Below are 16189 nucleotides of genomic sequence, written 5' to 3' on the forward strand. Positions count from 1 at the left end.
GCTGCTCGTTCATGGGGTGGATCAGGGCCTTGAAGGGCAGCATGCGGACTAATTATTTCAAGACGTCATCCGTTCTCATTGGAGAAAGATTCCGGGCAGCAAGCCCGGCCACGGCGCCTTCCGGATGCCCATGATTTACTTATAACTATTTGATTTATAGATAGTTTTTAGGTTATGGCAGAGCAGGGCCCGATCTCCATTGCAAGCATAATCCTGGCAGGAAACCCCATGACGGACGCGTTCGAACTCCCCAGTACCCTGGCCCAAGCCCTTCAACGCCGGGCAGTCCTGGCACCTGATCAAGTGGCGTTGCGTTTCCTCGCCGAAGAGCAGGCGCAGAGCGTGGTCCTCAGTTATCGGGATCTGGACCTTCGCGCGCGGACCATTGCGGCCGCCCTGCAAGCCAATGCCCGGCAGGGGGATCGGGCGGTCCTGCTATTCCCCAGTGGTCCGGACTACGTCGCGGCATTTTTCGGTTGCCTGTATGCCGGGGTGATCGCGGTGCCGGCCTACCCGCCGGAATCGACCCGTCGTCATCACCAGGAGCGCCTGATCTCGATCCTCGCCGACGCCGAGCCGCGGCTGCTGCTGACCAGCGCCGGGCTGCGCGATTCGCTGTTGCAGATGGACGAACTCAAGGCCACCGGCGCGCCGCAACTGCTGTGCGTGGACACCCTGGACGCCGGGCTGGCCGAAGACTGGCAGGCCGTTGAGCTTGAGGACCACGACATCGCCTTCCTGCAATACACCTCTGGTTCCACCGCGCTGCCCAAGGGCGTGCAGGTCAGCCACGGCAACCTGGTGGCCAACGAGCTGTTGATCCGCCGCGGCTTCGGCATCGACCTCAACCCGGACGACGTGATCGTCAGCTGGCTGCCGCTGTACCACGACATGGGCCTGATCGGCGGCCTGCTGCAGCCGATCTTCAGCGGCGTGCCCTGCGTACTGATGTCGCCGGCTTACTTCCTGGCTCGCCCCGTGCGCTGGCTGGAAGCGATCAGCGAATACGGCGGCACCATCAGCGGTGGCCCGGATTTCGCCTACCGCCTGTGCAGCGAGCGAGTCAGTGAATCGGCCCTGGAGCGCCTCGACCTCAGCCGCTGGCGCGTGGCCTATTCCGGTTCCGAGCCGATCCGCCTCGACACCCTGGAAGGCTTTGCCGAAAAGTTCAGCGCCAGCGGTTTTTGTCGCGACAACTTCCTGGCTTCCTACGGCCTGGCCGAAGCCACCCTGTTCGTCGCCGGCGGCGTGCGCGGCCAGGGCATCCCGGCCTTGCGCCTGGACGACCAGGCCCTGGCGCAGAACCGTGCCGAGCCGGGGCAGGGCAGCGCCATGATGAGCTGCGGTTTCAGCCAGCCGGAGCACGCCGTGCTGGTGATGGACCCACAGCAGCTCAGCGAACTGCCTGACAACCGCATCGGCGAAGTCTGGGCCGCCGGGCCGAGCATCGCCCACGGCTACTGGCGCAATCCCGAAGCCAGCGCCAAGACCTTCGTCCAGCATGCCGGCCGCACTTGGCTGCGCACCGGCGACCTGGGTTTCATGCGTGACGGCGAGCTGTTCATCACCGGGCGCCTGAAAGACCTGCTGATCGTGCGCGGGCACAACCTGTATCCCCAGGACATCGAAAAGACCATCGAGCGCGAAGTGGAAGTGGTGCGCAAGGGGCGGGTGGCGGCGTTTGCGGTCAGCGACCAGGGCCAGGAAGGCATCGGCATCGCTGCGGAAATCAGCCGCAGCGTGCAGAAGATCCTGCCCCCCGAGGCACTGATCAAGGCCATCCGCCAGGCTGTGGCCGAAGCCTGCCAGGAAGCGCCCAGCGTGGTGGTATTGCTCAACCCCGGGGCCCTGCCGAAAACCTCCAGCGGCAAGTTGCAGCGCTCCGCCTGCCGCACCCGGTTGGCCGATGGCAGCCTGGATTACTACGCGCTGTTCCCGCAGGCCGGCAGCGAACCCGCCCGCGTCGGTGAAGGTTCTGATGATGAACTGCAAAACCTGATCGGGCGAATCTGGCAGGAACAGCTGCAATGCGCGGCAGTGGCCGCCGACGATCACTTCTTCCTCCTGGGGGGCAACTCCATCGCGGCCACCCAGGTCATGGCCCGCCTGGGTCAGGAACTGGGCCTGGAGTTGAGCCTGCGCCTGTTGTTCGAAGCGCCGACCCTGGGTGAATTCAGTGCCGCCGTGGCACGTCTGCAACAGGACGGCGGCGTGGCCCAGGGCAGCATCCAGGCCCTGTCGCGCCAGCAGCCGCTGCCCCAATCCTTGGCGCAGAACCGCCTGTGGATCACCTGGCAACTGGACCCCCACAGCAGCGCCTACAACATTCCCGGCGGCCTGCGCCTGCGTGGCGAACTGGACGAAGACGCCCTGCGCAGCAGCTTCCAGCACCTGCTCCAGCGCCACGAAGCGCTGCGCACGCGGTTCTTCGAGCGCGACGGCCAGGCCCTGCAACAGGTGGACGCGGCCGGTGAGTTCAATCTGCAGGTGATCGACATCAGCGACCTGCCGCCAACCGAGCGCGAAGCCCGGGCGCAGCAGATTCGCGAAGACGAGGCGCGCACCCAGTTCGACCTGGAAAAGGGCCCGTTGTACTGGGCGACCCTGATCCGCCTGGATGATGAAGAGCACCAACTGCTGTTGACCCTGCACCACATTATCGCCGACGGCTGGTCGCTGACTGTGCTGATCGACGAGTTCTCCCGGCTCTACGCCGCCGCGGCCCAGGGCCAGCGCCTGGAACTGGCGCCCCTGGCCCTGCAATACGCCGACTACGGCAGCTGGCAGCGCCAGTGGCTGGCCCAGGGCGAAGGCCAGCGCCAGCTGGACTACTGGAAGCAGCAACTGGCCGATGAGGCCCCGGTACTCAGCCTGGCCACCGATCACCCGCGTTCGGCCCAGGTCCGTCACAGCGCCGCACGCCACAGCCAGCGCTTGAGCGTGACCCTCAGTGAGGCGATCCGCCAGACTGCCCAGGCCCAGCAAGTGACGCCGTTCATGCTGTTGCTGGCCACCTTCCAGACCCTGTTGCACCGCTACAGCGGGCAGACCGACATTCGCATCGGCGTGCCCAACGCCAACCGTCCACGCCTGGAAACCCAGGGCCTGCTGGGCTTCTTCATCAACACCCAGGTACTGCGCGGCCAGCTGGATGCGCGCCAGACCTTCGCCGAGCTGCTGCAGCAGACCCGCCGCATCGCCCTTGAAGCCCAGGCGCATCAGGACCTGCCCTTCGAACAGTTGCTCGAAGCCTTCCCCGACGCCCGCGAGCAAGGCCTGTTCCAGGTCATGTTCAACCACCAGCAGCGCGACCTCAGCGCCTTGCGCCGCCTGCCCGGTCTGCTGGCCGAAGAGCTGCCGTGGCACAGCCGCGAGGCCAAGTTCGACCTGCAACTGCACAGCGAGGAGGACCGCAACGGCCGCCTGAGCCTGGCCTTCGACTACGCTGACGAGCTGTTCGACGCGGCGACCATCGAGCGTCTGGCCGGGCACTTCATCAGCCTGCTGGAGCAGGCCTGCCAGCAACCGGACAGCGCCCTGGGCGACTTGCCGTTTCTCGGCAAGGTCGAAGCGGCGCAATTGCAGCAATGGAGCATGGCCCCCTGCGCGCGCGCCGAGCGTTGGTTGCCGGAGCGCCTGCAGGAACAACTGCAGCAGACCCCGGAGCGCACCGCGCTGATCTGGAACGGCGGCCATCTGAGCTTTGCCGAACTCCATGCCCAGGCCAACCGCCTGGCCCATTACCTGCGGGACAAGGGCGTCGGCCCGGACGTGTGCGTGGCCATCGCCGCCGAGCGTTCGCCGCAACTGCTGATCGGCCTGTTGGCGATCATCAAGGCCGGTGGCGCCTACGTGCCCCTGGACCCGGATTATCCCGCCGAGCGCCTGGCCTACATGCTCGAAGACAGCGGCGTGCAACTGCTCCTGACCCAAACCCATTTGCTCGGCCAGATGCCCGAGGCCCCAGGCGTCAGCACCATCGCCATGGACAGCCTCAAGCTCGACAGCTGGCCGAGCCAGGCCCCGGGCCTGCACTTGGACGGCGAGCACCTGGCCTATGTGATCTACACCTCCGGCTCCACCGGCCAGCCCAAGGGCGTGGGCAACACCCATCGCGCCTTGATGGAGCGCCTGCAATGGATGCAGGACAGCTATCAATTGCAGGCCGACGATGTGCTGATGCAGAAGGCCCCCATCAGCTTCGACGTCTCGGTGTGGGAGTGCTTCTGGCCGTTGATCACTGGCTGCCGCCTGCTGCTCGCCGCCCCCGGCGAGCACCGCGACCCGCATCGCATCGCCCAGCTGGTTCAGGAGTACGGCGTGACCACGCTGCACTTCGTGCCGCCGCTGTTGCAGCTGTTTGTCGATGAACCGCTGAGCGCCGAATGCCACAGCCTGCGCCGGGTGTTCTCCGGTGGCGAAGCCTTGCCCGCCGAACTGCGCAACCGGCTGTTGGAGCAGTTGCCGAACGCGCAACTGCACAACCGTTACGGCCCCACCGAAACCGCGATCAACGTCACCCACTGGCAGTGCTCGGTGGAGGACGGCGAGCGCTCGCCCATCGGCCGCCCGCTGGGCAATGTGCTGTGCCGGGTGCTGGATGCCGAGCTCAACCTGCTGCCCGCCGGGGTTCCGGGCGAGCTGTGCATCAGCGGCCAGGGCCTGGCCCGGGGTTACCTGGGACGCCCGGCGCTGACCGCCGAACGCTTTGTGGTCGACCCGCTGAGTGAGGAGGGCGCGCGCCTGTATCGCACCGGCGATCGGGTGCGCTGGTGCGCTGACGGCGTGCTGGAATACCTCGGCCGCCTCGACCAGCAGGTCAAGCTGCGGGGCTTTCGGGTCGAGCCGCAGGAAATCGAAGCGCGGCTGCTGGCCCAGGACGGCGTGGCCCAGGCCGCGGTGCTGGTGCGCGACAGCGTCGCCGGCCCGCAGTTGATCGGCTACTACACCGCCCCTGCCTGCGACGAAGATGAAACCGAGCAACGCGCTCGGCTGACCACCGCCCTGGCCGCCGAGTTGCCGGAGTACATGGTGCCGGCGCAACTGCTGCGCCTGGAGGCCATGCCCCTGAGCCCCAGCGGCAAGCTGGATCGCCGGGCCCTGCCGGAACCGCAATGGCAGGTGCGCGAACACGTCGAACCGAGCACCGATCTGGAACGGCAGATCGCCCAGATCTGGCGCGAAGTGCTGGGCCAGCCACGGATCGGCCTCAAGGACGACTTCTTCGCCCTGGGCGGGCATTCGCTGCTGGCCACCCAGATCATTTCCCGTACCCGTCAGGCCTGCGATGTCGAGTTGCCGCTGCGGGCGCTGTTCGAAGCCAGCGAGCTGGGAGACTTTGCCGAACAGGTGCTGCTGATCCAGCAGTCCGGCGCGCGCAACCAGCAGCCGCCGATTGCCCGGGTCGACCGCAGCCAGCCGGTGCCGCTGTCCTATTCCCAGCAGCGCATGTGGTTCCTCTGGCAGATGGAGCCCGACAGCCCGGCCTACAACGTCGGCGGCATGGCGCGGCTGTCCGGGGTGCTGGACGTGGGCCGCTTCGAGGCCGCGTTGCAGGCGTTGATCCTGCGCCACGAAACCCTGCGCACCACCTTCCCCAGCGTCAATGGCGTGGCCCACCAGCAGGTGCATGCCGACACCGGCCTGCGCATGGCCTGGAAGGATTTCTCGGCCCTGGCTCCGGATGCCCGGCAACAACGCCTGCAACAACTGGCGGACAGCGAAGCGCACCAGCCCTTCGACCTGGAGACCGGCCCCTTGCTGCGCGCCTGCCTGGTCAAGGCCGGCGAGCAGGAGCACTACTTCGTCCTGACCCTGCACCACATCGTCACCGAAGGCTGGGCCATGGACATCTTCGCCCGCGAGCTGGGCGCGCTGTACGAAGCCTTCCTCGACGACCGCGAATCGCCCCTGGAACCCTTGCCGGTGCAGTACCTGGACTACAGCGTGTGGCAGCGCCAGTGGCTGGAATCCGGCGAGCGCCAGCGCCAGCTGGACTACTGGACCGGGCAACTGGGCCGCGAACACCCATTGCTGGAACTGCCCAGCGATCGGCCACGGCCCGCGGTGCAAAGCCACCAGGGCGAGCTGTACCGCTTCGACCTGAGCGACGAGCTGGCGGCCCGGGTGCGGGCTTTCAATGCCGAACACGGCCTGACCCTGTTCATGACCATGACCGCCGCGCTGTCGGTGCTGCTCTATCGCTACAGCGGCCAGACCGACCTGCGCATCGGCGCGCCGGTGGCCAACCGTATCCGCCCGGAAAGCGAAGGGCTGATCGGTGCCTTCCTCAACACCCAGGTGCTGCGTTGCCAGCTCGACGGGCAGATGAGCGTCGGCCAGTTGCTGGAGCAGGTGCGCCACACGGTGATCGAGGGCCAGTCGCACCAGGACCTGCCGTTCGACCATCTGGTGGAAGCCTTGCAGCCGCCGCGCAGCACCGCCTACAACCCGCTGTTCCAGGTGATGTGCAACGTCCAGCGCTGGGAGTTCCAGCAAAGCCGGCAACTGGCGGGCATGACCGTGGACTACCTGGTCAACGATGCCCGGGCCACCAAGTTCGACCTCAACCTGGAAGTCACCGACCTGGATCAGCGCCTGGGTTGCTGCCTGACCTACAGCACCGACCTGTTCGACGAGCCGCGCATCGCGCGCATGGCCGCCCATTGGCGCAACCTGCTGCAGGCTCTGATCGACGATCCGCAGCGGCGCCTGTGCGAACTGCCGCTGCTGCACGCCGAGGAACAGCAACAGCTGCTGGACAGCCTGAGCGTCGAGCCCGGTGAGCACCGCCTGGATCAGTGCATCCATCACCTGTTCAGCGAGCAGGCCCTGGCCCGTCGCGACGCTCCGGCCCTGACCTTCGCCGGGCAGACCCTGAGCTACAGCGAACTGGACAGCCGCGCCAACCGCCTGGCCTGGATGCTCCGCGAGCGTGGCGTGGGCCCGCAGGTGCGGGTCGGCCTGGCGCTGGAACGTTCCCTGGACATGGTCGTCGGCCTGCTGGCGATCCTCAAGGCCGGTGGCGCCTACGTGCCCCTGGACCCGGAATACCCTCTGGACCGCCTGCACTACATGATCGAAGACAGCGGCCTCGGCCTGCTGCTCAGCGATGCGCGAATGTTCGCCGCCCTGGGTGAGTTGCCGGCGAGTGTTGGTCGTTGGTGCCTGGAGGAGGACGGCGCGTTGCTGGCCGACTACCCGGCCAGCGAGCTGCCCTTGATCAGCCTGCCCCAGCATCAGGCGTACCTGATCTACACCTCCGGCTCCACCGGCCAGCCCAAGGGCGTGGTGGTGTCCCACGGGGAAATCGCCATGCACTGCCAGGCGGTGATCCGCCGTTTCGGCATGCGCCCGGACGACTGCGAGTTGCACTTCTATTCCATCAACTTCGACGCCGCCACCGAGCGTCTACTGGCACCGCTGCTCAGCGGCGCCCAGGTGGTGCTGCGGGCCCAGGGCCAGTGGGATGCCGAAGAGATCTGCCAGCTGATTCGCCAGCATCGCATCAGCATCCTCGGCTTCACCCCCAGCTATGGCAGCCAGTTGGCCCAGCATCTGGCCACCCAGCAGCAGACCCTGCCGGTGCGCATGTGCATCACTGGCGGCGAGGCCCTGACCGGCGAACACCTGCAGCGCATTCGCGCGGCGTTCCAGCCGAGCCTGTTCTTCAACGCCTACGGCCCCACCGAAACCGTGGTCATGCCCCTGGCCAGCCTGGCGCCGGAGCACTTGGCCGAAGGCGTGGCCAGCGTGCCCATCGGCCGCATCGTCGGGGCGCGGGTGGCTTACATTCTCGACGCTGATCTGGCGCTGGTGCCCCAAGGGGCGACCGGTGAGCTGTATGTCGGCGGCGCCGGGCTGGCCCAGGGTTATCACCGTCGTCCGGGGATGAGCGCCGAGCGTTTCGTGGCCGATCCGTTCTCCGGCGATGGCGGGCGCCTGTACCGCACCGGCGATCTGGTGCGCCAGTGCGCCGACGGTCAGCTGGAGTACATCGGCCGGGTCGACCATCAGGTGAAGATTCGCGGTTTCCGCATCGAGCTGGGAGAGATCGAAACCCGTCTGCTGGATCATCCGGCCGTGCGTGAAGCGGTGGTGCTGGCCCTGGACACCCCGGCGGGCAAACAGCTGGCCGCTTATCTGGTGACCGAGGTGGCCGAGCACAACGAGGTGCAGCAGGCCAACCTGCGGGAAGCCCTCAAGCAGCAGCTGAAAACCCAGCTGCCGGACTACATGGTGCCGACCCACCTGATCCTGCTGGAGAGCATGCCGCTGACCGCCAACGGCAAGCTCGACCGCCGGGCCCTGCCGATGCCGGACCCGGAGCTCAACCGCCAGCAGTACGTGGCGCCGAGCAATGATCTGGAGCAGACCCTGGCCAAGGTCTGGGGCGAAGTGCTGAACGTGCAGCGCGTGGGCCTCAACGACAACTTCTTCGAACTGGGGGGCGACTCGATCCTGTCGATCCAGGTGGTCAGCCGCGCCCGCCAGCTGGGGCTGCACTTCACTCCGCGGGACCTGTTCCAGCACCAGACCGTGCAGACCCTGGCCCGGGTCGCCAGCCATACCCAGCGCATCAGCGCCGAGCAGGGCCAGCTCAGTGGTGAAGCGCCGTTGACGCCGATCCAGCACTGGTTCTTCGACAGCCGCATTCCCCAGCCACAGCACTGGAACCAGGCGCTGCTGCTGGAGCCACTGGGCCTGCTCGATGCCCAGACGCTGGAACAGGCGCTGCTGGCGGTGCTGGAGCAGCACGACGCCCTGCGCCTGCGTTTCTCTCAAGCGGACGGTCAGTGGCGCGCCGAGTACCTGCCGCTGTCCGACGCGCCTGTGCTGTGGCAAGTGCGGGTGCCGTCCATGGCCACCTGCGAGGCACTGTTCGCCGATGCCCAGCGCAGCCTCGACCTGGAACACGGGCCGCTGTTGCGGGCGGTGTTGGTGGACGGGCCGGAAGGCGAGCAACGCCTGCTGCTGGCGATCCACCATTTGGTGGTGGATGGCGTGTCCTGGCGCGTGCTGTTGGAGGATCTGCAGAACGCTTATCGCCAGTTGCAAGCCGGACAGAGCCTGAGCCTGCCGGCCAAGACCAGTGCCCTGCGGGACTGGTCGAGCCGCCTGCAGGCCTATGCCGGCAGCGAATCCCTGCGTGAAGAACTCGGCTGGTGGCAGCAGCAACTGGCCGGCCCGGCCGCGCAACTGCCGGGCTTGAATGCCGCCGGTAGCCAGCAGCATCAGCAGGCTCGCAGCCACAGCGTGACCCTGGATGCCGAGCGCACCCGCCAACTGCTGCAACAGGCCCCGGCGGCCTACCGCACCCAGGTCAACGACCTGCTGCTGACCGCCCTGGCCCGGGTGCTGTGCCGCTGGAGCGGGCAGCCTTCGGCCCTGGTGCAACTGGAAGGCCACGGCCGCGAGGCGCTGTTCGACGAAATCGACCTGACCCGCAGCGTCGGCTGGTTCACCAGCGCCTATCCGCTGCGCCTGACCCCGTTGCAAGTGGAAGAAGCGGCCGGGCAGGGCGCTTCGATCAAGGCCATCAAGGAACAACTGCGGGCCGTGCCGCACAAGGGCCTGGGTTACGGCGTGCTGCGCTACCTGGCCGATGACGCCTGCCGCGAGGCTTTGGCGGCGCTGCCGCTGGCGCCGGTGACCTTCAACTACCTGGGGCAGTTCGACCAGAGCTTCGGCGCCGACGCATTGCTGCGTCCGCTGGATGAATCCGTCGGTCCGACCCATGCACCTGAAGCACCGTTGCCCAACGAGCTGAGCATCGACAGCCAGGTCTATGGCGGCGAGCTGGTACTGCGCTGGACTTACAGCGGCGAACGCTTCGCCGCCGAGCTGATCGGCGAACTGGCGGACGCCTACCTGGGTGAGCTGCAGAGTCTGATTGCCCATTGCCTGCGCGACGATGCCGGTGGCCTGACGCCGTCGGACTTCCCCCTGGCGCGCCTGACCCAGGCCCAGCTCGATGGCCTGCCGGTGCCGGCTGTGCAGATCGAAGACGTCTACCCGCTGACCCCGATGCAGGAAGGCATGCTGCTGCACACCCTGCTGGAGCCGGGCACCGGCTTGTATTACATGCAGGACCGCTACCGCATCAACAGCGAGCTGGACCCGGAGCGTTTCGCCCAGGCCTGGCAGGCGGTGGTGGCGCGCCACGAGGCTCTGCGCGCGTCGTTCTGCTGGAACGTCGGCGAAGACATGCTGCAAGTTATCCACAAACCGGGCCGCACCCCGATCGAGTTTCTCGACTGGAGCGCGGTGCCCGAGGCCGAGCAGGAACCCAAGCTCCAGGCCCTGCATAAAGCCGAGCGCGAGGCCGGTTTCGATCTGCTCAACCAGGCGCCGTTCCACCTGCGGCTGATCCGCGTCGGCGCCGCGCGCTACTGGTTCATGATGAGCAACCACCACATCCTCATCGATGCCTGGTGCCGCTCGCTGTTGATGAACGACTTCTTCGAGATCTACACCGCCCTGGGCGAAGGCCGCGAGGCGCAACTGGCGGTGCCACCGCGCTACCGCGACTACATCGGCTGGCTGCAACACCAGAGCCTGTCCGAGGCGCGGCAGTGGTGGCGGCAGAACCTTGAAGGTTTTGAACGCACCACGCCGATCCCCAGCGACCGGCCGTTCTTGCGTGAACACGCCGGTGACAGCGGCGGCATGATTGTCGGCGACTGCTACACCCGCCTGGATGCCCGGGACGGCGCGCAACTGCGCGAGCTGGCGCAGCAGCATCAGCTGACCGTCAACACTTTCGCCCAGGCGGCCTGGGCCCTGGTGCTGCGGCGCATGAGTGGCGATCGCGACGTATTGTTCGGGGTCACCGTGGCCGGGCGCCCGGTGGACATGCCGGAGATGCAACGCACCGTCGGCCTGTTCATCAACAGCATCGCGCTGCGGGTCAAGCTGCCCGAGGAGGGCCAGCGTTGCAGCGTGCGCCAGTGGCTCGGCGACCTGCTCGACCGCAACATGCAACTGCGTGAATACGAATACCTGCCGCTGGTGGCGATTCAGGAGTGCAGCGAGCTGCCCAAGGGCCAACCGCTGTTCGACAGCCTGTTCGTGTTCGAAAACGCCCCGGTGGAAGTCTCGGTGCTGGACCGCGCCCAGAGCCTGAACGCCAGTTCGGATTCCGGCCGTACCCACACCAACTTCCCGATCACCGCCGTGTGCTACCCGGGGGATGACCTGGGCCTGCACCTGTCCTACGACCAGCGCTACTTCGAACAGGCGACCATCGAGCGCCTGCTCGGCGAGTTCAAGCGCCTGCTGCTGGCGCTGATGCAGGGCTTGCATGGCGACATGGCCGACCTGCCGCTGCTGGGTGAAGAGGAGCAGGATTTCCTGCTGGCCGGCTGCAACCAGAGCCAGCGTGAGTACCCGCTGGAGCGCAGCTACGTGGAGCTGTTCGAGGCCCAGGTGGCGGCCCATCCGCAGCGCATCGCCGCCAGTTGCCTGGACCAGCGCTACAGCTATGCCGAGTTGAACCGCTACAGCAACCGCTTGGGTCATGCCTTGATCGCCAACGGCGTGGGCTTTGATCAGCCAGTGGCCTTGCTGGCCGAGCGCGGCCTGGAACTCTTGGGCATGATCATCGGCAGCTTCAAGGCCGGGGCCGGCTACCTGCCCCTGGACCCGGGCCTGCCAAGCCAGCGCCTGGGGCGCATCATCGAGCTCAGCCGCACGCCGATCCTGGTCTGCACCGCGGCTTGCCGCGAACAAGCCCAGGCCCTGCTGGACGAGTTCGCCTGTGCCGCACGGCCACGGTTGCTGGTCTGGGAAGAGCTGCAAGCCGCCGGGCATGCCGAAAGCAACCCGGGGCGCTACAGCGCGCCGGACAACCTGGCCTACGTGATCTACACCTCCGGTTCCACCGGCCTGCCCAAGGGCGTGATGGTGGAGCAGCGCGGCATGCTCAACAACCAGCTGAGCAAGGTGCCGTACCTGCACTTGAGCGAGGCTGACGTGATCGCCCAGACCGCGTCCCAGAGCTTCGACATTTCGGTCTGGCAGTTCCTTGCCGCGCCGCTGTTCGGTGCTCGGGTCGACATCGTGCCCAACGCCATCGCCCACGATCCCCAGGGCCTGTTGGCTCACGTCCAGGAGCAGGGCATCACCGTGCTGGAGAGCGTGCCGTCGCTGATCCAGGGCATGCTCGCCCAGGACGCCATCGCCCTGGATGGCCTGCGCTGGATGCTGCCCACCGGCGAGGCCATGCCGCCAGAGTTGGCACACCAATGGTTGCTGCGTTATCCACAGATCGGTTTGGTCAACGCCTACGGTCCGGCGGAATGTTCCGATGACGTGGCCTTCTTCCGGGTGGACCTGGCTTCGACCCGGGGCGCCTACCTGCCCATCGGTACGCCCACCGACAACAACCAGCTGTACCTGATGGACGAAGCCCTGGCGCTGGTGCCCCTGGGCGCGGTCGGCGAGTTGTGCGTGGCTGGCACCGGGGTTGGCCGCGGTTACGTCGGCGACCCGTTGCGCACCGCGCTGGCCTTCGTGCCCCATCCGTTCGGTGCGGCGGGCGAACGCCTGTACCGCACCGGCGACCTGGCACGCCGGCGCAGCGACGGCGTACTGGAATACGTCGGCCGGATCGACCATCAGGTGAAGATCCGCGGCTACCGCATCGAGCTGGGGGAGATCGAAGCGCGCCTGCACGAACAGCCGGAAATCCGCGATGCCGCCGTGGCGGTGCAGGAAGGGGTCAACGGCAAGCACCTGGTGGGTTACCTGGTGGCCAGTGACTCAAGCCTGAGCCCGAGCGAATGCCTGGAGCGGATCAAACCGCGCTTGCGCGCCGAACTGCCGGAATACATGGTGCCGCTGCACTGGCTGTGGCTGCCGCGCCTGCCCCTCAACGCCAACGGCAAGCTTGATCGCAAGGCCCTGCCGGCCCTGGAGATCGGTCAGTTGCAGAGCCAGGACTACCAAGCCCCGGGCAGCGAGCTGGAGCAGACCCTGGCGGACATCTGGGCCGAGGTGCTCAAGGTCGAACGGGTGGGCGTGCGCGACAACTTCTTCGAGTTGGGCGGGCATTCCCTGCTGGCCACGCAGATCGCCTCGCGGGTACAGAAAACCCTGCAACGCAACGTACCGCTGCGGGCCATGTTCGAATGCAGCACGGTGCAGGAGTTGGCCGCGTACATCGACGGTTTGGGTGCCAATGAAATCAGCGAGGAGAAGGTCGACCGGCTGAGTGATCTGATGGCTGAGTTGGAGGGCTTGTAAGCTTTTACGGCGGGCGCAGCCACCCCAAAGGCTGCGCCTCACTCCTTCAGGAAGGTCGCGTATTCAGGCTTTACGGCCGTTGCATAACCGAGCGGTCTCTACAGGAAGCCTATTCAGGGGGGAAATAGAAAGGCAGTATTCAGCTAAGGGTTTTTGTTTGCCCTTATCGATTGGACTGAGCATGAAGAAAAAATAACAAGGATGCACCGAATGAAAGCAGAGTTGCGAGGCGGCGAAAAAATCATCAAAGAAGGGCCGGCAAACCTTCAAAGAAATATTGAGACGGTGGGCGGAAGGCTTTTTCTGACGAACCAGCGTCTGCTATTTGTCGCGCATAAAATTAACTTCCAAAGCGCTCCTGACGAGATTGAAATCTCAAACGTCCAGTCATTGCAGCCGGCGTGGACTAGATTTTTAGGTTTTATCCCCATTTTCCCCAACTCTTTATCTGTTTTTACAAAGCAGGGTATAGAGTCTCGATTTGTACTGTTTGGCCGTGACGCATGGGCTGCTGCTATTGCTGCAACCATGAATGGGGCCAATGGCTAAATAACCTTCAGTTTGAAATAGTTCGCCGCGCATTGCCCGACAGCAGCCCTGTCGGGCTTTGTCGTTTCAGACAGTTCAAGGACCGGAACCATGGCAGAACAGCTTTACTGGCACGACATCGAAGACACCCTGGGCAACTGGAGTGGCCTCGGTGTCGAGGTCGAACCGGGTGCCACGGACAGGCCGCCGCTGCACCTGCGCACCGGCGCCAATGCCCGGATCAAGCTGATGCACCACGACACGCCACTGTTCTGGGCCACCTTCGCCTGGGATCACGGCGGCGTCTGGCTGGTGCGCAACCCGCTGGCGGAAGGCGCCGAATGCCGAATGCTGGCCCCCATCGATTCACCCACAGTCCAACAGTACGCAGCCCTGGCGCCTGAGCTACGGATCAAAGCCTGGAGCCGCTATTTCGTCAGCCGCCTCAGCGAAAGCGCCCGGCACTTCCTCACCCCCGGTTACTGGCTGGCCCAGAGCCTGCTGCCGGAGCCCTCCAGCACCGCGAACGGCCTGGACCACTGGCGCTTCAGCTCCCGCGAAGATGCCCTGACCCACGTGCCCAACTGGCGGCTGTACGGCGAGGATTTTCTCGACAACCTGCAACCCCAGACCCTGGAGTGGATCGACTGGTGGCACGGCGGCGGCAAGCTTATCGGCCTGCACCGGGTCGACCCCGAGGCTGGGCGCTTGAAATGGTGGCGCAAGAAGGCCCGGGAAGGCAGCCTGCCGCCGATTCTGCTGTGGTACGTCGGCGGGCTGGCCTCCTATGTGGTCATCGATGGGCATTACCGCTTGCAGGCGGCCATCGCGGAAAACCTCGCGCCATCATTCATCGTCCTCAGCGCCACCCGCGAGCGCGACTTCGCGCCGAGCCTGGAGCATCAGCAGCGGGTCATGGATTCACTGCGCAAGCGCGGCGACGCGGTGCCGCGCAACCCGGCGCTGAGCACCGAGCACCTCAACCGGGTGCTGATCCAGGCGTTCGATGACCGGCCGCAATACCGCAGCGCTACCCCGGCCTGGGCCGGCAACGAGCCGCAATCGCAGTGGTGCGACGAGGTGCGCCAGTGCCTGAGCGGGCAAGGGCTGGAGGACCAGATGGAGGCGGTGATTGCCCGGCGTGGATAGGGCGCTGGCCGTGTCGCTGGCAAGCCAGCTCCTACAGGGGGGCTGCGTGTAGGAGCCGGCTTGCCGGCGAACAGGTCCCCAAACACTCTGCTATATTCGCGCCCGCCCGCCGCAGGGCCGGTCATTGATAAAGGATTAGGGACAATCGTGGAACAGCTTTTCTGGCGTGACATCGAGGATTTGGCCGGCCAGTGGAACGGCCTCGGCGTGGACGTCAAACGCCCGGCCAGTGGCAAGCCCAACCTGTGCCTGCTCAGTGGCGACAACCGCCGCATGCAGCTGGTGCTGGGGGACCAGACTCTGCTCTGGGGCACCATGTCGCACTGCCGCTATGGCGTGTGGCTGGTGCGCAATGACCTGCCGGAGCAACTGCCGCAAACCCTGGTGGGCCCCATCGACTCGCCTCAGGTTGAACAACAGGCGCGCCTCGACCCGGCCCTGCGCCTCAAGGCCTGGAGCCGCTTCTTCGTCGAGCAACTGATGCAGCACCAGCCGGACTTCTTCTACCCCGGCTCCTGGCTGGTGCGGGCCTTGCGCCCGGCGTCCCAGAAACCCATGCGGCCGCTGCTCAGCGGCACCGAAGCCTGGTACTTCAAGGGCGGCGAAGACGCCCAGAGCCATATGCCGCAGTGGGCGATCTACGGCCGCAACATCCTCGACAACCAGCAGCCCGGCTCGGCGCGCTGGGTCGAGTTGTACGAGGGCGGCGGGGTGGTGGTCGGCCTGCATGCCGTGGACCCCCATTCCGGACGCTTGAAATGGTGGCGCAAAAAAGCCCGCGAAGGCAGCTTGCCGCCGATCCTGCTGTGGTACGTCAGCGGCCTGAACTGCCACCTGATCCTCGACGGTCATTACCGCCTGCAGGCGGCCATCGATGAAAACCTGCCACCGGAGTTCCTGGTGCTCAGCACGCCGCGGCTCTACCACTATCGCCCCAACCCGCAAGAGCAGCAGAAAGTGCTGGGGGCGCTGCAAGTGCAGGTCCAGCGCAACAACCTGGACACTAGGCGCTTCAACCAGTTGCTGATCAGCACCTTCGACGATCGGCCGTATCACGGCTTCGGCAGCCAGTCGTGGGCGGGGATTGCTTCGGAGCAGGAGTGGATCGACCAGGTCAGCGGCATCCTCAAGGCGCGCGGAGGCCTGAGCGATCTGGAGGAAATCCTCGAACGCGAGGCGCCGGAAGAATACCGCTGAGTCATGCTTGCGGCTGATGCCAGTCGGTTTTTTGTAGCCGCTGCCGCAGGCTGCGTACGGCTGCGCAGCA

Annotated in this window: 4 protein-coding genes; all 4 read left to right on the forward strand. The window is 66.1% G+C overall.

Features of this window, described 5'->3' with window-relative positions; translation table 11 throughout:
* Positions 1–228: 228 nt before the first annotated feature.
* The 4 genes from Q8O96_RS10160 (at position 229) to Q8O96_RS10175 (ending at position 16119) form a co-directional block, all read left to right on the forward strand.
* A complete protein-coding gene (locus Q8O96_RS10160; RefSeq protein WP_305948735.1) occupies positions 229–13245 on the forward strand; it encodes a non-ribosomal peptide synthetase in 13017 nt (4338 codons plus the stop codon).
* Positions 13246–13455: 210 nt separating this feature from the next.
* Positions 13456–13794, forward strand: coding sequence for a hypothetical protein (locus tag Q8O96_RS10165; protein WP_108546042.1), 339 nt, complete (start codon positions 13456–13458; stop codon positions 13792–13794).
* A 90-nt stretch (positions 13795–13884) separates the two neighbouring features.
* Positions 13885–14922, forward strand: a complete 1038-nt coding sequence (locus Q8O96_RS10170; RefSeq protein ID WP_305948736.1) for a ParB/Srx family N-terminal domain-containing protein — start codon at positions 13885–13887, stop codon at positions 14920–14922.
* A gap of 147 nt (positions 14923–15069) precedes the next feature.
* On the forward strand, positions 15070–16119 hold the full coding sequence (locus Q8O96_RS10175) for a hypothetical protein (protein WP_305948737.1): 1050 nt from the start codon (positions 15070–15072) through the stop codon (positions 16117–16119).
* Positions 16120–16189: the final 70 nt, after the last annotated feature.

The sequence above is a fragment of the Pseudomonas sp. LPH60 genome (assembly GCF_030718165.1).
Taxonomy (GTDB): Bacteria; Pseudomonadota; Gammaproteobacteria; order Pseudomonadales; family Pseudomonadaceae; genus Aquipseudomonas; species Aquipseudomonas danubii.

Excerpts from the sequence above, each read along its gene's own strand:
- Q8O96_RS10160 (WP_305948735.1), top strand. The coding sequence starts at position 229 with ATGACGGACGCGTTCGAACTCCCCAGTACCCTGGCCCAAGCCCTTCAA.
- Q8O96_RS10170 (WP_305948736.1), top strand. The coding sequence starts at position 13,885 with ATGGCAGAACAGCTTTACTGGCACGACATCGAAGACACCCTGGGCAAC.
- Q8O96_RS10165 (WP_108546042.1), top strand. The coding sequence starts at position 13,456 with ATGAAAGCAGAGTTGCGAGGCGGCGAAAAAATCATCAAAGAAGGGCCG.